At 69.3% G+C, this 18,752-nt stretch carries 14 protein-coding genes and 1 pseudogene; 9 read left to right on the top strand and 6 right to left on the bottom strand.

What is annotated here, in order from left to right; all coding sequences use genetic code 11:
* The first annotated feature begins 37 nt into the window (after positions 1–37).
* Genes ABD798_RS14325 through ABD798_RS14315 form a run of 3 tightly spaced genes read left to right on the top strand, consistent with a single transcriptional unit; the run spans position 38 to position 4,319 of the window.
* Positions 38–1,318 carry an amino acid deaminase gene (locus ABD798_RS14325; protein WP_344874768.1) on the top strand — a complete coding sequence of 427 codons (1,281 nt, stop codon included), beginning with the start codon at positions 38–40 and terminating at the stop codon, positions 1,316–1,318.
* Complete coding sequence (locus ABD798_RS14320; protein ID WP_344874987.1) at positions 1,315–2,919, top strand: N-acyl-D-amino-acid deacylase family protein; 1,605 nt, start codon at positions 1,315–1,317, stop codon at positions 2,917–2,919. Before ABD798_RS14325 ends, ABD798_RS14320 begins: the two co-directional genes overlap by 4 nt.
* A 5-nt stretch (positions 2,920–2,924) precedes the next feature.
* Complete coding sequence (locus tag ABD798_RS14315; RefSeq protein ID WP_344874985.1) at positions 2,925–4,319, top strand: GntP family permease; 1,395 nt, start codon at positions 2,925–2,927, stop codon at positions 4,317–4,319.
* 364 nt (positions 4,320–4,683) lie between these two features.
* On the opposite strand, the gene uvrA is transcribed toward ABD798_RS14315, so the two are convergent.
* On the bottom strand, positions 4,684–7,644 hold the full coding sequence (uvrA, locus tag ABD798_RS14310; protein ID WP_344874766.1) for an excinuclease ABC subunit UvrA: 2,961 nt from the start codon (positions 7,642–7,644) through the stop codon (positions 4,684–4,686).
* A 147-nt stretch (positions 7,645–7,791) separates the two neighbouring features.
* On the bottom strand, positions 7,792–9,093 hold the full coding sequence (locus ABD798_RS14305; RefSeq protein ID WP_344874764.1) for an MFS transporter: 1,302 nt from the start codon (positions 9,091–9,093) through the stop codon (positions 7,792–7,794).
* Between the two features lie 179 nt (positions 9,094–9,272).
* On the opposite strand from ABD798_RS14305, the gene ABD798_RS14300 reads away from it, so the two are divergent.
* Positions 9,273–10,073, top strand: a complete 801-nt coding sequence (locus ABD798_RS14300) for a maleylpyruvate isomerase family mycothiol-dependent enzyme (protein ID WP_344874762.1) — start codon at positions 9,273–9,275, stop codon at positions 10,071–10,073.
* 152 nt (positions 10,074–10,225) lie between these two features.
* Here ABD798_RS14300 and ABD798_RS14295 read toward each other — a convergent pair.
* Positions 10,226–11,143 (bottom strand): annotated as a pseudogene (locus tag ABD798_RS14295) (acyltransferase family protein); the annotation flags it as partial.
* A gap of 171 nt (positions 11,144–11,314) precedes the next feature.
* Here ABD798_RS14295 and ABD798_RS14290 point away from each other — a divergent pair.
* On the top strand, positions 11,315–11,992 hold the full coding sequence (locus ABD798_RS14290) for an MBL fold metallo-hydrolase (RefSeq protein ID WP_344874760.1): 678 nt from the start codon (positions 11,315–11,317) through the stop codon (positions 11,990–11,992).
* A 280-nt stretch (positions 11,993–12,272) separates the two neighbouring features.
* Here ABD798_RS14290 and ABD798_RS14285 read toward each other — a convergent pair whose 3' ends face one another.
* Positions 12,273–12,830 (bottom strand): hypothetical protein, encoded by a 558-nt coding sequence (locus ABD798_RS14285; protein WP_344874758.1) that lies wholly within the window; start codon positions 12,828–12,830, stop codon positions 12,273–12,275.
* A 192-nt stretch (positions 12,831–13,022) separates the two neighbouring features.
* Here ABD798_RS14285 and ABD798_RS14280 point away from each other — a divergent pair, with 192 nt between their 5' ends.
* Positions 13,023–13,721 (top strand): DUF5710 domain-containing protein, encoded by a 699-nt coding sequence (locus tag ABD798_RS14280; protein ID WP_344874756.1) that lies wholly within the window; start codon positions 13,023–13,025, stop codon positions 13,719–13,721.
* Positions 13,722–13,949: 228 nt separating this feature from the next.
* Here the strand turns inward: ABD798_RS14280 and ABD798_RS14275 are convergent, their stop codons facing one another.
* Both ABD798_RS14275 and ABD798_RS14270 read right to left on the bottom strand, forming a co-directional pair.
* Entirely contained in the window at positions 13,950–14,705 is a 756-nt protein-coding gene (locus ABD798_RS14275; RefSeq protein WP_344874755.1) for a glucose 1-dehydrogenase, read from the bottom strand.
* Between the two features lie 422 nt (positions 14,706–15,127).
* Entirely contained in the window at positions 15,128–15,961 is an 834-nt protein-coding gene (locus ABD798_RS14270; protein ID WP_344874753.1) for a helix-turn-helix transcriptional regulator, read from the bottom strand.
* 54 nt (positions 15,962–16,015) lie between these two features.
* Between ABD798_RS14270 and ABD798_RS14265 the strand changes: the two genes are divergently transcribed.
* The 3 genes from ABD798_RS14265 to ABD798_RS14255 all read left to right on the top strand — a co-directional run bounded on the left by ABD798_RS14265 (position 16,016) and on the right by ABD798_RS14255 (position 18,700).
* Positions 16,016–16,582 (top strand): hypothetical protein, encoded by a 567-nt coding sequence (locus tag ABD798_RS14265; RefSeq protein ID WP_344874751.1) that lies wholly within the window; start codon positions 16,016–16,018, stop codon positions 16,580–16,582.
* A 186-nt stretch (positions 16,583–16,768) separates the two neighbouring features.
* Positions 16,769–17,950 carry a S8 family peptidase gene (locus ABD798_RS14260; RefSeq protein ID WP_344874749.1) on the top strand — a complete coding sequence of 394 codons (1,182 nt, stop codon included), beginning with the start codon at positions 16,769–16,771 and terminating at the stop codon, positions 17,948–17,950.
* 99 nt (positions 17,951–18,049) lie between these two features.
* Positions 18,050–18,700 carry a hypothetical protein gene (locus tag ABD798_RS14255; RefSeq protein WP_344874747.1) on the top strand — a complete coding sequence of 217 codons (651 nt, stop codon included), beginning with the start codon at positions 18,050–18,052 and terminating at the stop codon, positions 18,698–18,700.
* Positions 18,701–18,752: the final 52 nt, after the last annotated feature.

The raw sequence follows: 18,752 nt of genomic DNA, 5'->3' as shown, positions 1-18,752 counted from the left end.
AGTTGTTGCACTGTACGCAACGAAGGAGCGGTGTCCGATGTCCCTCGACCGTGCGGCGATCGAAGCGAGCCGAGCCGAACGCATCGACTGGCGCTTCAAGGGCCTGCCCGAGGCACTGCGCGGGCTGACCATCGCGGAGGCGGCCGAGCGGCGGCTGGACCTCTTCGAGGACGGTTTCTTCGGGCCGGTCGTGGTGCTGGACGCGCACGCGATGCGGCACAACCTCGACACCATGGCCGAGTGGTGCGCCGGGCACGGGCTCCGGCTCGCCCCGCACGGCAAGACCACCATGGCCCCCAAGCTCTTCGCCGACCAGCTGGACGCGGGCGCGTGGGGCATCACCGCCGCCAACGCCAGCCAGCTGCGGGTCTACCGAGCCTTCGGCGTGCAGCGCGTCGTGTTCGCCAACCAGCTCGTCGATCCGGCGGCGCTGCGGTGGCTCTCCGCCGAGCTGGACCGCGATCCGGCGTTCGAGTTCGTGTGCTGGGCCGACTCCGTGCGCGGCGTGGAGCTGATGACCGAGACGCTGACGGCGGCAGGCGGTTCGCGGCCGGTGGACGTGCTCGTGGAGCTGGGCGGGGAGAACGGCCGCACCGGCGCGCGCGACCTGGACACCGCCGTCGCGGTCGGCGAGGCGATCGCCGCCAGCCCGGTGCTGCGCCTCGCGGGAACAGGCGGCTACGAGGCCGCTGTGGCGCACGGGGACTTGGCCACGAAGCAGTCCACTGTGGACACGTACTTGGCGAACCTGCGCGAGCTGACGATCCGGCTCGCCAAGCACTTCACCGGCCCGGCGATCGTGACGGCTGGTGGCAGCGCGTACTTCGACCAGGTCGCCGCCGCGATCACCGAGCCGTGGCCGGACGGCCTCGACGTGGTGCCCGTGCTGCGCAGCGGCGCGTACCTGACGCACGACGACGGTTTCTACCGGGGGATCTCGCCGTTCGCGCGCGAGCACCGGCTCGGCGGCGGTACCAAGTTCCACTCGGCACTGCACGCATGGGCGCAGGTCAGCTCGCATCCCGAGTCCCGATTGGCACTGCTGACCGTCGGGAAGCGCGACGTGTCCTTCGACGAAGGGCTTCCCGAGCCGCAGCTCGTGCGCTCCGGGTCCGAGGTGTCCACTTTGGCTGGGTGCACGATCAGCGCGCTCAACGACCAGCACGCCTTCCTCCGCCTGGCCGAGGACGACCAGGTGGCCGTCGGGGACTGGGTTTCACTCGGGCTCTCGCACCCGTGCACGGTCTTCGACAAGTGGCAGTTGATCCCGGTCGTCGAGGGCAGCACGGTCGTCGACTACGTCAGGACGTGGTTCTGATGCTGGTCTTCCGTGGCGCGCAGGTCGCGGACGGCACCGGCGCGGACCTCTTCCGCGCCGACGTGGCGGTGGACCGGGGGCGCGTCGTGGAGGTCGCGCGCCACGAGCGGCTGATCGGTTCGCGGGTGATCGACGCGGACGGCTTGGTGCTGGCACCGGGTTTCATCGACATGCACTCGCACTCCGACCTCCAGCTGCTCGCCGAGCCCTCGCACGAGGCGAAGGTGTGCCAGGGCGTCACGCTCGAAGTGCTCGGCCAGGACGGGCTGTCCTACGCGCCCGCCGACGACGCGGTGCTGGCCCAGCTCCGCCAGCAGCTCGCGGGGTGGAACGACGACCCGGCGGGTTTCACCTGGGACTGGCGCAGTGTCGCGGAGTACCTCGACCGGCTCGACAAGGGCATCGCGGTCAACGCGGCGTACTTGGTACCGCAAGGAACTGTGCGGATGATGTGCGTTGGCTGGGAGGATCGTCCGCCGACACCGTCCGAAGTGGACGCCATGAAAGAACTGGTCGCTCGTTCACTGCGCGAGGGCGCGGTCGGGATGTCGTCGGGGCTGACCTACACGCCCGGCATGTACGCGGACACCGCCGAGCTGGTCGAGCTGTGCCGCGTGGTGGCCGCGCACGGCGGCTACTACAGCCCGCACCACCGCAGCTACGGCGCGGGCGCGGTGGAGGCCTACGCGGAGATGGTCGAGGTCTCGCGCGGTTCCGGGTGCCCGCTGCACCTGGCGCACGCGACGATGAACTTCCCGGTGAACAAGGGAAGGGCGGGCGAGCTGCTGTCCATTGTGGACGAGGCGATCGCCGAGGGCTGTGACATCAGCCTCGACACCTACCCCTATCTCCCCGGCGCCACCTACCTGTCCGCGCTGCTGCCGAGCTGGGTCTCCGAGGGCGGCCAGGACGCCGCGCTCGCCCGGCTGTCCGATGTGGACACTCGCGAGCGGATCAGGGTGGAGCTGGAGGAGACCGGCTCCGACGGCTGCCACGGCGTGCCCGTGGACTGGACGACGATCGAGATCAACGGGACGCGGCGCGCGGAGAACTCGCACCTGGTCGGCCACAGCGTCGCGGAGTCCGCGGCGGCGGCCGGGCGCGCGCCGAGCGAGCTGTACTTCGACACGCTGATCTCCGAGCGGCTGGGCACCTCGTGCCTGATGCACGTCGGCCACGAGGAGAACGTGCGCGCGATCATGCGCCACCCCGCGCACACCGTGGGCAGCGACGGCCTGCTCGTCGGCGAGCGCCCGCATCCTCGCGCGTGGGGAACCTTCCCACGCTACCTCGCCCGCTACGTGCGGGAACTCGGCGTGCTGAGCCTGGCCGAGTGCGTCGCGCACATGACCGGGAACGCGGCGCGGCGGCTGCGGCTACCGGACCGGGGGCTCGTGCGCGAGGGCTACCGGGCCGACCTCGTGCTCTTCGACCCGGAAAAGGTGGCCGACACGGCCACGTTCGACCAGCCGCGCAGCCGTCCGACTGGTATTCCGTACGTCTTCGTCAACGGGGTCGCGGTGGTCGACGACGGCGCCAGGACCTCGGCACTGCCCGGCCGGGCAGTGCGCAACTCCCACACCTCTGGAGTCGTGGCGTGACAGGATTGCTGAACTGGCTCCAACACTCGACGGGCGGGCTGCTGACCCTCTCCGGCGTGGGCATCGCCGTGCTGCTGTTGATGATCATCAAGTTCAAGGTCGAGCCGTTCATCGCGCTGCTGATCGCCGGCCTGCTGGTCGCGCTCGGCGCCGGGCTGTCCATCGAGGCGATCGTCGGCTCGGCGCAGAGCGGCAAGAACTCCTTGGTGGAGAGCGGTTTCGGCGGGGTGCTCGGGCACGTCGCGGCGATCATCGGCCTCGGCACGCTGCTCGGCTCCATCCTGGAGGCCTCCGGCGGCGCCGAGGTGCTGACCCGCAGGCTGCTCGGGGCGTTCGGGGAGAACCGCGCGCCGCTGGCGATGGGCCTGTCCGGCCTGATCTTCGGCATCCCGGTGTTCTTCGACATCGGCATCTTCGTGCTGGCGCCGCTGGTGTACGTGGCGGCCCGGCGCAGCGGGCGCTCGATCCTGCTGTACTGCCTGCCGCTGCTGGGCGGCCTGTCGGTGATGCACGCGTTCCTGCCGCCGCACCCCGGCCCGGTCGCGCTGGCGGGGCTGCTGAAGGTCGACCTCGGCTGGCTGATCATCATGGGCCTGGCCTGCGCGATCCCCGCGTGGATCGTCGGCGGCGTGCTGTTCCCCGCGTGGATCGGCAAGCGCATCGACATCCCCGTCGCCGAGGAGTTCATCGAGGCGGCCAAGGTCGCCGCGGAGAAGAACAAGGGCCGCGACGAGCCTTCGCTGGGCCTGGTCAGCTTCATCATCGGCCTGCCGCTCGTGCTGATCCTGCTCGCGACGTTCGGCAGCATCCTGCTTCCCAAGGGCAGCCTGCTGTCGGTGTTCACCTTCTTCGGCAGCCCGCCGGTCGCGCTGACCATCGCCGTGCTGCTGGCGTTCTGGCTGCTGGGCACGCGGCGCGGCATGAGCGCCAAGGACATCGGCGAGCTGTCCAGCGCCGCGCTGCGCCCGGTCGGCATGCTGCTGCTGGTGATCGGCGCCGGTGGCTTCTTCGGCGCGGTGCTGTCGGCGACCGGTGTCGGCAAGGTGCTCGCCGGGACCCTCGCTTCGGCCGGGCTGCCGCTGATCGCGCTGTCCTACGTGATCTCCTGCGGCCTGCGCATCGCCCAGGGCTCTGCGACCGTGGCGATCGTGACCACCGCGGGCATCGTCGGCCCCCAGGTCGCGGAGGCCGGGCTGACGCAGCCCCAGCTCGCGCTGATCGGCGCGGCCATCGCGGCGGGCTCGATCATCGCCTCGCACGTCAACGACGGCGGTTTCTGGATCGTGTCGCGGTACTTCGGCATCTCCACCAAGGACACGCTCAAGACGTGGACCGTGCAGGAGACGATCTTGTCCGTGGTCGGCTTCGTCGTGGCCGCCGCACTGATGGCCGTGGTCTGACCCAGGAGCGGCCCGTCCTCGATGGCTCCGGTCCGTGCTACCGCTTCCAGCTGGCCGAACTGGAAGCCACCACGAAGTAGCCCTCCTCATGCGCACGGGAGGTTTGTCGGTCTTGAAGACCGGCGAACCCCGTCGCAACTGTCACCAACCACAGCAAACCCACCACGCCCCACCACCACCGAGCTGTCGGCGCGCTCTCCCAGCCGCACCGATCAGCAACGGCTCCACCGCACGCGCGGTGGAGCCGTTGGCGTTGCTGAGGGTTCACCACCGTTGACGACCGCCGCGACCGGGGTTCGCTGGTCTTGAAGACTGGCAAACCCCGTCGCGGCGAGTGTCGTGGAACGCAGTGGTGCGGAGCGGGTCAGCGGGCGGCGGCCACCTTGGTTGCCTTGCGCGTGCGCTTGGCGGCGTCGGCCTTCTTGGTGGCCTTCTGGGCGGCGGTCTCCTTGGCGGGCGCGGCGGAGGCGGCGGCCAGCAAGGGCTTGAGGAACTTGCCGGTGTAGCTGCCCTTGGTCCCGGCCACGTCCTCCGGAGTGCCCTCGGCGATCACCGTGCCACCGCCGGAACCGCCCTCGGGGCCCATGTCCACGAGCCAGTCCGCGGTCTTGATCACGTCGAGGTTGTGCTCGATCACGATCACGGTGTTCCCCTTGTCCACCAGGCCGTTGATCACGCCGAGGAGCTTGCGGATGTCCTCGAAGTGCAGGCCGGTGGTGGGCTCGTCCAGGATGTAGACGGTCTTGCCGGTGGAGCGCTTCTGCAGCTCGCTGGCGAGCTTGACGCGCTGCGCCTCACCGCCGGAGAGCGTGGGCGCGGGCTGGCCGAGCCGCACGTAGCCGAGCCCAACCTGCACCAGCGTCTTGAGGTAGCGGTGGATGGCGTTGATCGGCTCGAAGAACTCCGCGGCCTCCTCGATCGGCATGTCGAGGACCTCGGAGATGGTCTTGCCCTTGTAGTGCACCTCCAGGGTCTCCCGGTTGTACCGGGCGCCCTTGCAGACCTCGCACGGCACGTACACGTCGGGCAGGAAGTTCATCTCGATCTTGATGGTGCCGTCGCCCGCGCACGCCTCGCAGCGCCCGCCCTTGACGTTGAAGGAGAACCGGCCCGGCTGGTAGCCGCGGACCTTCGCCTCGGTGGTGGCGGCGAAGAGCTTGCGGATGTTGTCGAACACGCCGGTGTAGGTCGCCGGGTTGGAGCGCGGCGTCCTGCCGATCGGCGACTGGTCGACCTGCACGAGCTTGTCCACCGCGTCCAGGCCGTTGACCCGGACGTGCCTGCCGGGCACCTGGCGCGCGCCGTTGAGCCGGTTCGCCAGCACCGTCGCCAGGATGTCGTTGACCAGCGTCGACTTGCCGGAGCCGGACACGCCGGTGACCGCGACCAGGCAGCCGAGCGGGAAGGACACGTCGATCCCGCGCAGGTTGTGCTCGCGCGCGCCGACGACGGTCAGCTGCCGCTTGGCGTCCACCGCGCGCCGCACCAGCGGCAGCGGGATCTCCCTGCGCCCGGAGAGGTAGGCGCCGGTCACGGACTCCTTGTTCTTCAACAGGTCCTTGTACGGTCCACTGTGGACGACCTTGCCGCCGTGCTCACCGGCGCCGGGGCCGATGTCCACCACCCAGTCCGCCGCCTGGATGGTGTCCTCGTCGTGCTCCACGACGATCAGCGTGTTGCCGAGGTTGCGCAGCCGGGTCAGCGTCTCGATGAGCCGGTGGTTGTCCCGCTGGTGCAGGCCGATCGACGGCTCGTCGAGCACGTAGAGCACGCCGACGAGGCCGGACCCGATCTGCGTGGCGAGCCGGATGCGCTGCGCCTCGCCGCCGGAGAGCGTGCCGGAGGCGCGGTCCAGCGAGAGGTAGTCGAGCCCGACGTCGAGCAGGAAGCTCAGCCGCTCCTGCACCTCCTTGAGCACGGCCGCGGCGATCATCTTCTGCCGCCGGTCGAGCACGAGGCCGTTGAGGAACTCCGCGCACTCGCCGACGCTGAGCGCGCAGACCTCGGCGATGGACTTCTCGCCGCGCTGCTTGTGCTCCAGGGTGACCGCGAGGATCTCCGGCTTGAGCCTGCTGCCCTGGCAGGCCGGGCACGGGATCTCCCGCATGTAGCCCTCGTACCGCTCGCGCATGTAGTCGGACTCGGTCTGCTCCTGGCGGCGCTCCAGGAACGGGATCACGCCCTCGTAGTTGGCGTAGTAGGCGCGCTCGCGGCCGTAGCGGTTGCGGTACTTCACGTGCACCTGCTGCGAGACACCGTGCAGCACGGCCTTCTGCGCCTTCGCGGAGAGCTTGCGCCACGGCGTGTCCATCCGGAAGCCGATGTTCTCCGCGAGCGCCTCCAGCAGCCGCTGGAAGTACTCGGCGGTCTGCCCGGTGGACCACGGCGCGATGGCGCCCTCGGCCAGCGGCAGCTCGTCGTCGGGAACGACCAGCTCCGGGTCGACCTCCTTGCGGACGCCGATACCGGTGCACTCCGGGCACGCGCCGTAGGGCGAGTTGAAGGAGAACGACCGCGGCTCCAGGTCGTCGACGGCGAGCGCGTGGCCGTTGGGGCACGCCATCCGCTCGGAGAACCGGCGCTGCCGTTCCGCGCTGCCCTCCGGCTGGTCGACGAAGTCCAGCACCACGAGCCCGTCGGCCAGCCGAAGCGCCGTCTCCACCGAGTCGGTCAGCCGCTGCTTGGCGCTGGACTTCACGGTGAGCCGGTCGATCACGACGGAGATGTCGTGCTTCTCCTGCTTCTTGAGCTTGGGCGGGTCGGTGAGCTGGTGCACCGCCCCGTCCACCATCACGCGGGAGTAGCCCTGGCCCTGCAACTGCTCGAACAGGTCGACGTACTCGCCCTTGCGCCCGCGCACCACGGGCGCGAGCACCTGGAACTTGACGCCGTCGGGCATCGCCAGCACCTGGTCGACGATCTGCTGCGGGGTCTGCCTGCTGATCAGGTGACCGCACGTCGGGCAGTGCGGCTTCCCGGCGCGCGCGTAGAGCAGGCGCAGGTAGTCGTAGACCTCGGTGATGGTGCCGACGGTGGAGCGCGGGTTGCGGCTGGTCGACTTCTGGTCGATGGAGACCGCGGGCGAGAGGCCCTCGATGAAGTCGACGTCCGGCTTGTCCATCTGTCCGAGGAACTGCCGCGCGTAGGCGGAGAGCGACTCGACGTACCTGCGCTGCCCCTCGGCGAAGATCGTGTCGAACGCGAGGCTGGACTTGCCCGACCCGGACAGGCCGGTGAAGACGATCAGGCTGTCCCTGGGCAGGTCGATGTCAACACTGCGCAGGTTGTGCTCGCGCGCTCCGCGAACAACGAGGCGGTCGGCCACGGGGGTCCCTTCGAGGCTTGCTTTGGGTGGCGGCGGGCGGCCCGTCCCCTGTCTTGTCAACAAGGCGGGAAGGGCGTCCACAACTGGCCGGGTCCCATGCTAGGCGGGGGGTCTGACAATCTCGGCTCCCCGCCCTGTTCGCGCAGGTCAGGAGCCACTACCGGCAGCTGCCGACTCCAAGACTACGTCCTTGGTCTCCCTGGAGCGGACGAACACGACCAGGCTCACCAAGCACAGGACCGCGATGTACCACGGGTACAGGTGCGCCAAACCGACCGCGCCCAGCTGTTCGACCACCAGCGGCGCCGTTCCGCCGAAGAGCGCGACGGTCAGCGCGTAGGGAAGGCCGATGCCCGCGGTGCGGACCTCGGTCGGGAACAGCTCGGCCATCGCGGTCGGCGCGACGGCTCCGTACAGCGCGAAAAGTAGCAGCCCCAACGTCATGCTCAGGAACAGCGACCACGCCGATGAGTTGAGCAAGGAGAACAGCGGGACCACCAGGAGCACGTACCCGGCGGCGAAGCCGATCAGCAGTGGACGCCTGCCGATCCGGTCGGACAGCGCTCCGAACAGCGGCAACGCGGCGATCATGATGAGCTGCGCCGCGGTCGAGGCCCACAGCGCCGCGCTCTCGTCGACCTTGTGCGCGGACTTCACGTAGGTCGGCAGATATACCGCGAACGTGTAGTACGCGATGGTCGCGCCCGCCGTGAAACCGACGACCTTGAGCGCTGCCAAGGGATAGCGGCGCAGCACCTCCAGCGTCGGCCGAGTGACCTTGCGCTCGCGACCGCCGGAGAGATAGGCCTCGGTCTCCTCCAGGGTGCGGCGGAGGTACAGGCCGTAGAGCCCCAGCAGCGCGCCGATGAAGAACGGGATGCGCCAGCCGCCGTCGATCAGGCCCTGCTTGCCCATCACCGCGACCAGCACCGTGGCGAGCAGCGTCGCGGCCAGCGTGCCCAGCACGTTGCTGACGTAGATGAAGCTGGAGTAGAAGCCGCGCTTGCCGGGCGGAGCCAGCTCCGCGAGGTAGGACGACGCCGCCGCGAACTCACCGCCGGTGGACAGCCCCTGCGCGATCCGGCCGAGCAGCAGCAGCGCCGGCGCCAGCACTCCGACCTGTTCGTAGGTCGGCGACACCGCGATGACCAGGCTCCCGCCCGCCATCAGCAGCACGGACAGGGTCAGCCCGGCGCGACGGCCGTGCCGGTCGGTGAACGCGGCGAGCAGCATCCCGCCCAGCGGCCGGAAGAAGAAGCCGACCGCGAAGACCGCGAGCGTGCTCAGCGTCGCGGTCACGCCGTCGCTGCCCTTGGGGAAGAACTGCGTCGAGAAGTACACGGCGAAGATCGCGTACGCGTTCCAGTCGAACCACTCCAGGCCGTTGCCGATCGAAGCGGCGACCAGCCCGCGCCTGCGGTTCTGGGGTGGTGCTGCTTCGCTGCTCACGGTGCCTCCGCGGACTCGATACCGACTGGTACCGGCATTGAACGCGGATTCGCGTTCGGATACTCCGGCTTCCAGCCAGTGGGACGGGCGCCCATCCACGATCGGGTGGTACCCGGACGGGGCAGTCCCACCTAGGCTTGCTGGTTCCATCCGAGCACCTCCAACGCGGGGAGGACGCCATGGAAGGCACTGAGACCGGATCGAGGACCCGTTCCGTTCGGGCCAGGGTCCCCCGGCCGAGGATGAGCGCTGAGGAGGCCACCGCTCGCGCAAACGATGGCCTCCTCGCTCTGGAGCACGCGACCGAGCGGCTGCTGGACGTCGTCGCCGGGCTGGATGAGGGGACAATCCGCGGCGAGAGCGCGCTCGCCGGCTGGAGCCGAGGGCACGTCATCGCGCACCTCGCGCGCAACGCCGACGCGCTGCTGAACCTGGTGACCTGGGCCAGGACCGGCGTCGAGCACCCGATGTACGCGAGCCGCGCGGACCGCGACGCGGACATCGAGGAAGGCGCGCGCCGGGCGGGGCGGCTGCTGCGGGAGGACCTCATCGCGGCGTGCGAGCGCTTCGCCGCCGCGGCCACGGCACTGCCCGAATCGGGCTGGCGGGCTGAGGTCGTCGTCGGTGACGGATGGCCGTTGACCGGGCACGAGATCCCGTGGCTGCGCGTGCGCGAGGTCTGGATCCACCTCGCTGATCTCCGGTGCGGCTTCGACCTGGCCGACCTCCCCGAGGAGGTGCAGGAGGAGCTGATCGACGACGCCGTCGCGCACTACGACGGGATGGACGGCGTGCCGCCCTTCACGCTGCTCGCCGAGCTGCCCGACGGCACTCAGCGCGAGTGGATCGTGAACGGCACCAACGATTCTTCGGCGGGCGCGGTGCGCGGCGACGCGATCACCGTGCTCGCGTGGTTGACCGGCCGGGGCGACGCGAGCGCCCTGTCCGGGGACGCGCCCAAGCTGCCCGACTGGATCTGACCGGCGACGCCGGCGCGCACCGCCCAGCCGAGACGGACGGCGAGGGCGAGGCGCATCGTGCGCAGCACCTGCACGCGCGCGGCTCGGCGCAGCGGTGGGACGGCGGCGGTGAGCGCGTCGTAGATCGGCTGCTCGACCAAGCGCGTCAGCAACCAGCCGAGCACGATCGCCATGGCCACGACCAAGAAGAACCTGGGCCACGGACCGACACCGACGTCGAGGAGCTTGCGCGCGAGGATGTACCCGAGCTCCTGGTTGGCCAGGTAGATGCCGTAGGAGATGCCCGCGAGCCACCTGATCGGCTTCGCCAGCGCGCGGATCGGCGCGATGTCCCAGTCCGGCCCGAGCGCGGCGAAGCACATCAGCACGACCATGACGCCAACGCCGATCGAGGACGGGATGTCGTCGCCGAGCTGGACGATCTGGGCGTAGGTGGCCGCGCCGAGCAGCGCCAGCGCGTGGACCGCGCCGATGCGCCTGGTCGACCAGAGCCAGATCACGATGCCCACCGCGAAGAAGTGCGCGTGGTGCAGGACCAGCGCCCCGAAGATCCGCGCGATGAACGGGTCGTCGAGGAACCACCGCATCCCCAGCGGGACCGCGATGATCAGCCACGCCAGCACCGCGACCCCGCGCCCGCGCACCAGGCCGGAGCCCGCGAGCGCCGCCGCCGCGATGAACGCCGGGATCTGGATCGTCAGCGTCCAGTAGGAGAAGTCGATGTAGGCGGCGCCGACCCAGGGCTGCATCAACATCATGTTCGGCAGGATGTCGCTGGACTGCACGGCTTTCCAGCCCTCCGGCGCGATGAGCTTGATCGCGGCGTAGGTGAGCAGGATCGCGAACAGGTACACCGGGATCAGCCGCGCGAGGCGGTGCTTGAGGAAGTAGATCGGCGGCCTGCGGGCCAGCGTCACGCACACGAAGTACGCGGAGATGATCAGGATCGAGTTCGCACCGATCAGCAGCGTGAAGGCCCAGGGGAGCCCGCCGATCTCCGGGTGGTCGTGCGGTCCGGTGTTCGTGGCGTGCTGCACCACGACGGCGAGAATGGCAATGACGCGCAGCACGTCCCAGCTGATCCGTCGGCCGGATCGTCGCCGGGGACGCTCTGGGGCGGTTCGCGAGTTCAGCACGGCACTCACCGGGGGCTGGGGAACATGATCTACGGCGGTAAGCCTAGAGCCGCCTCCTGAAGCGGAGCTGAGGGCTGTTCGGTTGAGGGACTACCGTGTGCTCCCGTGGACGTAGTTGACGAGTACACCGGGCATGTCGACGCAGGTGGAGCGGCCGCGCGCCGCACGCTGGACGAGTTGACGATCACCAAGCTGTCCGTCGGCCCCATGGACAACAACGCTTATCTGCTGGTGTGCCGGCAGACCAACGACGCCGTGCTGATCGACGCCGCCAACGACCCCGAGCGCCTGTCCGACCTGCTCGGCCACGACGCCGACCGGCCGCAGCTGCGCACCATCGTGACCACCCATCGCCACGGCGACCACTGGCAGGCCCTCGGCGCCGTCGCCGGAGCCACCGGTGCCAAGACCGCCGCGCACCCCCTCGACGCCCCCGAGCTGCCCGTCCCCTGCGATCTGCTGCCCGAGCACGGCGACACCCTGAAGGTCGGCGCGTGCGTCCTGGAGGTCATCCACCTGCGCGGCCACACCCCCGGCTCCATCGCCCTGCTCTACCGCGACCCCGCCGGGCACCCCCACCTCTTCACCGGCGACTCGCTCTTCCCCGGTGGCGTGGGCAAGACGTGGTCGCCCGAGGACTTCACGTCGCTCCTCAACGACGTTGAGTCACGCCTGTTCGACGTCCTGCCCGACGACACGTGGTTCTACCCCGGCCACGGCGACGACTCGACGCTGGGCGCTGAGCGACCCTCTTTGGCGGAGTGGCGCGACCGGGGTCACTGAACTTTCTCGGCGGGCCGCCGCACGATGCGGCGGCCGTCGACATCGAGACGTTGCGTGTCAACCAGGAACACTGTGGCTCAACGAGTCATGGCAGCCGTCGTGCGGAGCCTTCGCTCTCCGCACGACGGCGATCTGCTCGACCACCGTGACTGGCAGGTCCGGAAGCGAGGCGACGCGCTAGACGAACTTGTCTGTCAGACCGAGGAGCTCGGCTTGTACGACTGAGACACGCCAGGGCTCACGCCGAGATGACCCGTTGGGCCATCCCGGCGTGATGCGGTCAGACGCGGTAGAACCACTCCTGGACCTCGTAGTCCGGGCGGGCCGGGTCGACGAAGTCGGTTCGCCAGAAGACCCACAACTGGCCCGGCCGGTACTGCGACATCTTCGCGTAGACGTGGCGCTTCGCGAATCCGTGGTCGTAGAAACCGTGAATGTGACCCGATGACATGCGGAACTCGGAGTTGCTCCAACCCCAGTCGCAGTTCGTCGGCGAGCACTTTCCGAACACGCGCATCGCCCAGCCGGCGTCGTGCACGATGTGGCAGACGCTGCCCTCGCACACGGTCACGGAAAGGCAGTCCTGCAGCTCGATCCGAGCGATGCCGGTGGCGTTCGGATCGGTGTTGACCCACTTGCCGTACTCGGGAGGATGACCGGTGCAGAGCATCTTGCTGACGTCGCCGCTGGCAACGGGCTTCTGCGCCGCGACGCCCGCAGGCGGGGTCTCGACGGGGATCTGCGGTGCCGCTGCCGCGCTCCCCGCGGCCATGCTGCACGTCAGCAGCACAACCGCGACGATTCCCAGTAATGAGTCCCGGATTCTTCCACGTTCCACGATGAGCCCCCGTTGCGTGATTGAGAAAACACGGTGAAGTCACCATAAGGACGCCCTGAAAGACTGACGAGATCGAAGCGACGAAACGTCCCCAATGGGCAGCGGACCAGGACAGGCATTCGCCCGATGTCTTTCGTTCAACCGGACTGGTAGGGATAGCACCGCACCGACTCACTTCAGGGGGCTGAGATCGTGGGAGAGCGCGTGTGGCTGGACGTGCCGTTCGCGGAGAAGGACGAGGCGAAGGCGCAGGGGGCGCGCTGGGACCCGAACGCCAAGCGCTGGTACGCGCCGCGCCCGGGAATTGCCGGACTGCAACGTTGGGCAGCGCTTCCGGACGTGCCCGACCTGCTCCCCGGCGAGGACCGCTCGTGCGGAGCGGGTCTCTTCGTGGACCTGGTGCCGTCGTCGTGCTGGTTCACCAACGTGCGCTCCTGCGTCAGCCCGCGCGACTGGGAACGCCTGCGTCGGATGATCACTCGCAGGGCTGGGCAGCGGTGCGAAGCCTGCGGTGTGGGCGAGGACCGGGCCGAGCAGCGCTGGCTGGAGGCGCACGAGCGCTGGACCTACGACGAGCGGAGTCGCACGCAGACTCTGCGGCGGCTGATCTGCCTGTGCACCCCGTGCCACACCGTGACCCACTACGGACTCGCGACCGTCAAAGGCGTTGAGGCCCAAGCCTTCGCTCACCTCGTGTCTGTGACAGGCATGGGTCACCAAGCGGCGAACGAGCACGTGCGGTCAGCTTTTGCCTTGTGGGAGCGGCGGTCCGCAGTGACGTGGACGCTGAACCTGGACATCCTGACCAAAGCCGGTGTGACCCTCACACCTCCACCGCAGGCCGCCGCGCGAGTGTCCGTCGCTGAGCAGGCCCTCCGCCGGAACGGTTGAGGCTCGCCATGGGACTGTTTCAGTTCTTGTTCGGCCGCGCTCAGTCGTCGCACTTGCCAGGACGCCGAGTCCGCCCCGGTGAGACGTGCCGTTGCGGTCGGGGCACGATCCGTCCGACAGAAGGTCGCCACGGGCCGTTCCTCGGCTGTTCGGCATGGCTTTGGGGTGGTTCTGGTTGTAACTACGCCTGGAAGCTCAACGGTTCCCGGCTGCCTCGGCACTGGCGCGCTACAGCAGGGCTCCTGGGATCGCGGCGACGAGGCCGCCGTCGATGATCAGGTCCTGGCCGTTGACGTAGGACGCTTCCGAGGAGGCCAGGAAGGCGACGGCGTCGGCGACGTCCTCGGAGGTGCCGACGCGGCCGCTGGCCACCTCGGCGATGACGGCGGTCTTGGCCTCGTCGGAGACGGCGGCGTGGAACATGGCGGTCTCGATGTAGCCGGGGCTCACGGAGTTGACGCGGATGCCGCGCGGGCCGAGCTCGGCGGCGAGGGTGTGCGCCAGGTTGTGCACGGCGGCCTTGGTGGCGGAGTAGAGGGTGCCGGTGACGAGGCCGCGGTGCAGCGTCCACGAAGCGTTGATCACGATGGCGGCGTCGTTGGACAGCAAGGGGATGCTCTTCTGGATGGTGAAGTACACGCCCTTGAAGTTGATGTCCACGACGCGGTCGAACTCGGCCTCGGTGACCCCGCCGACGGGCTGGAAGGACGCGACTCCGGCGTTGGCGAAGACGACGTCGAGGCGGCCGTGGCGTTCACGGATCGCGTCCATGAGCGCGGAGAGGTCGGCCAGGTCGCCGACGTCGCCGCGCACGGCGAGGACGCGGTCGGTACCGAGTTCCTCGACGGCGGCGTCGAGGCGGGTCTTGTCGCGGCCGGTGATGACGACGTGGGCGCCCTCAGCGAGCAGCCGCCGCGCGGTGGCGAGGCCCATGCCGCTGGTGCCACCGGTGACGAGCGCGATCTTGTTCTCGAATCGGGTCATGGTGCCAAGCCTGCGGCGGCGCGCGCGGGGCGAACAGGGCGGAGTTGTCCGGGGTCTGGCACCACCAGGCTGAGCGCTGGGCGCTGTCCTGTCAGTCGCGGGGTTCGTCGGTCTTCAAGTACCCCCAACCCCTGCTCGCACGGTCTTCAACCACGGCAAACCCCCGTGGTGCAGCGGGTGCGCCGTGCTGAACCAAGCTCCAGGAGAGCCTAGGCGCTGTCCTGCAAGTCGTCAGGTTTGCAGGCCTTCAAGACCACCCAACCCCCGCCCCAGCCGTCTTCAACGACGGCAAACCCCGCAACACCGCAGGGTTTGCGGCGGTTAACGATGATCAACAGAGGGGTTTGGTGGTCTTGAAGACACCCGAACCCCCGGCGGCACCGTGACCGGAACACGCGGCGCAACCGCTTACAGGACAGCGCCTAGGCGGGCGGGGCCAGCCGGATGCGCATGAGCCGGTCGACCCGCTCGGCGGTCTCCGTGCCGGGGCGCGGGTTGAACAGCTCAAGCCGCCAGTCGGGGTGGTCGGCGACCACCATGGTCGTCTTGTCGAAGACCAGGTCGCCGACCTCGGGGTGGTGCGCGGCCTTCACCGCCTGAGCGTGCGCGGCAACGTCGTGGCGCGCCCACAGCTCGGCGAACTCGGGGCTCACGGAGCTGAGGTCGTCGATGACGCGGGTGAACCCGGGGTCCTCCGGGAAGTGCGCGACGTCCGCTCGGAACGAGGCGACGACGTCGGGCGCGATCGAAGCCCAGTGGATCTGCGCGTCGCGGTAGCGCGCGTTGGTGAAGAACGTGATCAGGCAGTTGTGGTCGGTCTCGTCGTACCCGAACACCGCGCGCGTGGAATCGTTGACCGCCAACACGTTCCAGTACCGGTCGTGCAGGATCGCGGGCCGCGGCGACCAAGCGTCGATCAACTGCCGGAGCTCCTGGGTGACCGCCGTCGTGCGCCCGGCCCGTGGTCGCGGCGGGTTGAGCCCGGCCAGCAGGTAGAGGTGCTCGCGCTCGGGCTCGCTCAGCCGCAGCGCCGTGCCGACCGCGTCGAGCACCTCGGCGGAGACGGTGATGTCGCGCCCCTGTTCGAGCCAGGTGTACCAGGACACACCGACCCCGGCGAGCACGGCGACCTCCTCGCGCCGCAGCCCCGGGGTCCTGCGCCTTCCCCCCGCCACCATGCCGACGTCGGCGGGGCTCAGCCGCGCCCGGCGGCTGCGCAGGAAGTCGCGGAGCTGCTCGCGGGACTCGCTTGCCATGCCTTCCACGGTAACAAGATCCGCACGGCCGAACCGACTGCCAGACTGCTCGGTGTGAACGTCGCGCAGCAGATCATCACCCTGGTCGGGGTCCTCGTCGGTGGCTTGATGTCCTTCGCCGCCACCACGCTGGTCGAGCGGAGCAAGTGGCGGCGCACGCACTCGACGCGCTGGGACGAGAAGAGACTGGACGCCTACAGCGAGTACGCCAACGCCGTGAAGACCTGTTCGCAGTTGTCGTACCGGCTGGCGGCGGCACGGGGCTACCCCGCCGGTGCGCAGCCGATCGACCTCGACGAGGGGCTGAAAGCCTTGGCGGAGGCGGAGATCGAGCGCACGGTGAAGTGGGAGTCGGTGCTGCTGCTCGGTTCCCCCGAAGCCGTCGCGGCGGGCCGGAGCTGGCACGAGACGATCTGGAAGCTGAGCTGGGTGGCGCGGGGCCAGGACGTCGACCGCGACGAGTTCATCGGCATCTACGAGGTCACCGGTCGTCGCCGCGACGAGTTCTACCGCTGCGCGCGGACGGATCTCGGGGTGCGCAGCGGCGAGCTTCCCAGGACGACGCGGGACTGGTTGCCGCCCGAGAGCAAGCACGACGGGGACGTCACCGACCAGCAGTGACCCTGAGTCACAACACGAGCCCTTTTCACCAGGGCCGATCGGAGGGTTCCTGGCGTTGAATCACCACTGTTGACCAATACGTCGTGACTGGTCAGGCTAAGGGCGCGCCACGATCGTGTGAAGGTCTGTCCCGCCAACCCTGCGGCGGGGCGCGCGCGGTCGTTGGTGACCCAAAGGAGCCAACACGTGCATCCTGTCAGCAAGGGTGTCGCCGTCCTTTCGGCGGCGGCCACCATCAGCGCCCTGGCCATGACCACCGCGACCGCGGCGCCGCACGAAGCGCCGCTGTTCTCCACCGCCGCCTCGGCCACCGTGCAACCGGTCAAGGACTCCTACATCGTCCTGTTGGACCCGGCGAAGTCCGGTGCTCGCGCGACCAACGTCGCGGCCGCCGCGAACGTCGTGCCCAACGCCGTCTACGACTCCGTCACCGGCTTCTCCGCGACACTGACGCCGGAGCAGCTGCGCACGCTGCGCCGCGACCCCGCGGTCAAGAGCGTCGAGCAGGACGTGCTCGTCACCGACGCGCTCGACGCGACGCAGGCCAACCCGCCGTCCTGGGGCATCGACCGGGTCGACCAGAAGAACCTGCCGCTGTCGAAGAGCTACACCTACAACGTCAACGGCTCCGGCGTGCACGCCTACATCATCGACACGGGCATCACGCCCAGCCACCCCGACTACGGCGGGCGGGCGAGCTTCGACCACAACGCCGTCGACACCAACAACACCGACTGCCACGGCCACGGCACGCACGTGGCGGGCACCATCGGCTCCAACACCTACGGCGTCGCCAAGGGCGTGCGCCTGCACGGCGTGAAGATGATGAACTGCTCCGGCGGTGCCACCACCACCTCGGCGCTCAACGCGATCAACTGGGTCACCCAGAACGCCCAGAAGCCCGCCGTCGCCAACACCTCGTGGAACTTCACCGCCTCGGAGTCGCTGGAGACCGCGATCCGCAACATGATCTCCTCCGGTGTCTTCCTCGCCACCTCGGCGGGCAACACCAGCGGCAACTCCTGCGAGCGCCTGCCGCGCAAGGTGGAGACCGCGACCGTGGTGGCGTCCTCGGACAGCAACGACGGCCGGTCCTCCTTCTCCAGCACGGGGTCGTGCGTCGACCTGTACGCGCCCGGCGGCAACATCATCTCCACGGTGCGCACCGGCGGGAACGGCTCGATGAGCGGGACCTCCATGGCGACGCCGCACGTCGCGGGCGTTGCCGCGCTGTACAAGTCCAAGCACGGTGACGCTCCCGCCAAGACCGTGCACGACTGGCTGAACGCCAACGCCACGCCGAACGTGGTCACCGGCGGTGCCACCGGCGGCACCGTGAACCGCCTGCTGTTCACCGCGGGTCTGTAAGGGAACCAGGGGTCCCGCGCCCAGGTGCGGGACCCCTGGCATCTGCCTGAGCCGCCGGGTTTCCGCGTCACGGGTGGTCCCCTGTTCCGTTGACGCCACATGGCTGACAGAAGAATCGGCGGTGCCGGAGGCGGTTCGGACCCGGGCAGGAAGGGTCCGGCCGTCGTGGCGATCGCCGCGGCGGGCGCGCTCGTGGTCGGAGGCGGAGGCATCGGCGCCGGCGGCAGCGCGGCGGTTGAATCAGCGGCGCTGCGCAACATCAGCGCGAAGAAGGCTGACGGCACCAAGGCCGCGCAGAGCGGCAACGCGCAGCAGGCCTGGCGCCGCTTGGGGTTGCGCGAGCTGAAGAAGCACGCGAAGAGCGACCTGAACTGTGTGATCAACTCCTTCGGCGAGATTCGCGGGTTCCTCGTCCGCACACCGTGCAAGTCGTTGGAGCGCGGGCTCTTCGCGATCGGCGACGACGAGGGCAACGCCGCTGTGGTGTCCGTGGCCTGGGTCCGCTTCCACACGCGGGGTCACGCGGAGAGCTTCGAGGAGCTCCACAAGATCCACGGCAACGGCGACATCACGCCGCTCGGCAGCTCGCTGCTGGGCATGGCGGGCGTGCGGTTCACCGCCGACCACTACGGATCGCGGCGCAGCGGAACCACGGTCACCATCGCGGAGGCCGAGTCGGGCAAGGGGAAGGTCAGCGGCGAGGCGCTCAAGGTGATCGCGGAGGTTTCCTCGTACTTGCCGCACCCCTGAGTCAACACCGCTGTTCAGTCAACACTGCTGTTCAGTCAACACCGACGGAGGA

It is taken from the genome of Allokutzneria multivorans, assembly GCF_039537405.1.
GTDB classification, from domain to species: Bacteria; Actinomycetota; Actinomycetes; order Mycobacteriales; family Pseudonocardiaceae; genus Allokutzneria; species Allokutzneria multivorans.
Note: the sequence above shows the minus strand (reverse complement) of the source record. Positions and strands in the feature narration are given on the sequence as shown.